The organism is Skermanella stibiiresistens SB22 (assembly GCF_000576635.1).
Lineage (GTDB): Bacteria > Pseudomonadota > Alphaproteobacteria > Azospirillales > Azospirillaceae > Skermanella > Skermanella stibiiresistens.
On record NZ_AVFL01000116.1, the window covers coordinates 1 to 565 of the forward strand.

Sequence of the window (565 nt, forward strand, 5' to 3'; positions counted from 1 at the left end):
CGCCACGCCGCTTCCAGTCGGGTGAAACCGACTACACCGGTAGGATCTCGCGCTGCGGCGACCGCCTGACGCGGACATACCTGTATGAAGCGGCGGGCATCATCCTGAACCGGGTGTCGCGCTGGTCAACGCTCAAAGCATGGGGTACCCGGCTGGCCCGGAAGATCGGCCACAAGAAGGCAACCGTCGCCGTCGCCCGGAAGTTGGCGGTCATTCTCCATCGCATGTGGCGCGATGGTACCGAGTTCCGCTGGTCGAACAAGGAGGCGGCCGTGACCGCCCCTTGATTCTACCGCGACAAGTTCCGCCGCGTTTGGGCGGACGGCAGCTCTTGCCAGGACGAGGTGACGGCGATCGCGTGGGCACCGTTGCGGCTGTGATCTCAGGATCGCAAGGATCGCGTAGTTGACATCCCGACGCCGGCACTTCTGACACCATCATGGGGCGGTCCATGTCGACCCCGGAGAGAACGCTGACCTGGTAAGCGCAGCTGCCAACCCATACGCAGGCGTAAAATAACTCACCAAGAGGACTTGAATCCCGGCCCGCAATAAGAGAACGGTGC

General features: G+C 63.0%; 1 protein-coding gene. It reads left to right on the forward strand.

Annotated features, from left to right (window positions below):
- On the forward strand, positions 1-287 hold a 287-nt coding region (locus tag N825_RS35720; RefSeq protein ID WP_037462453.1), incomplete at its 5' end, for an IS110 family transposase.
- Between the last annotated feature and the right edge of the window lie 278 nt (positions 288-565).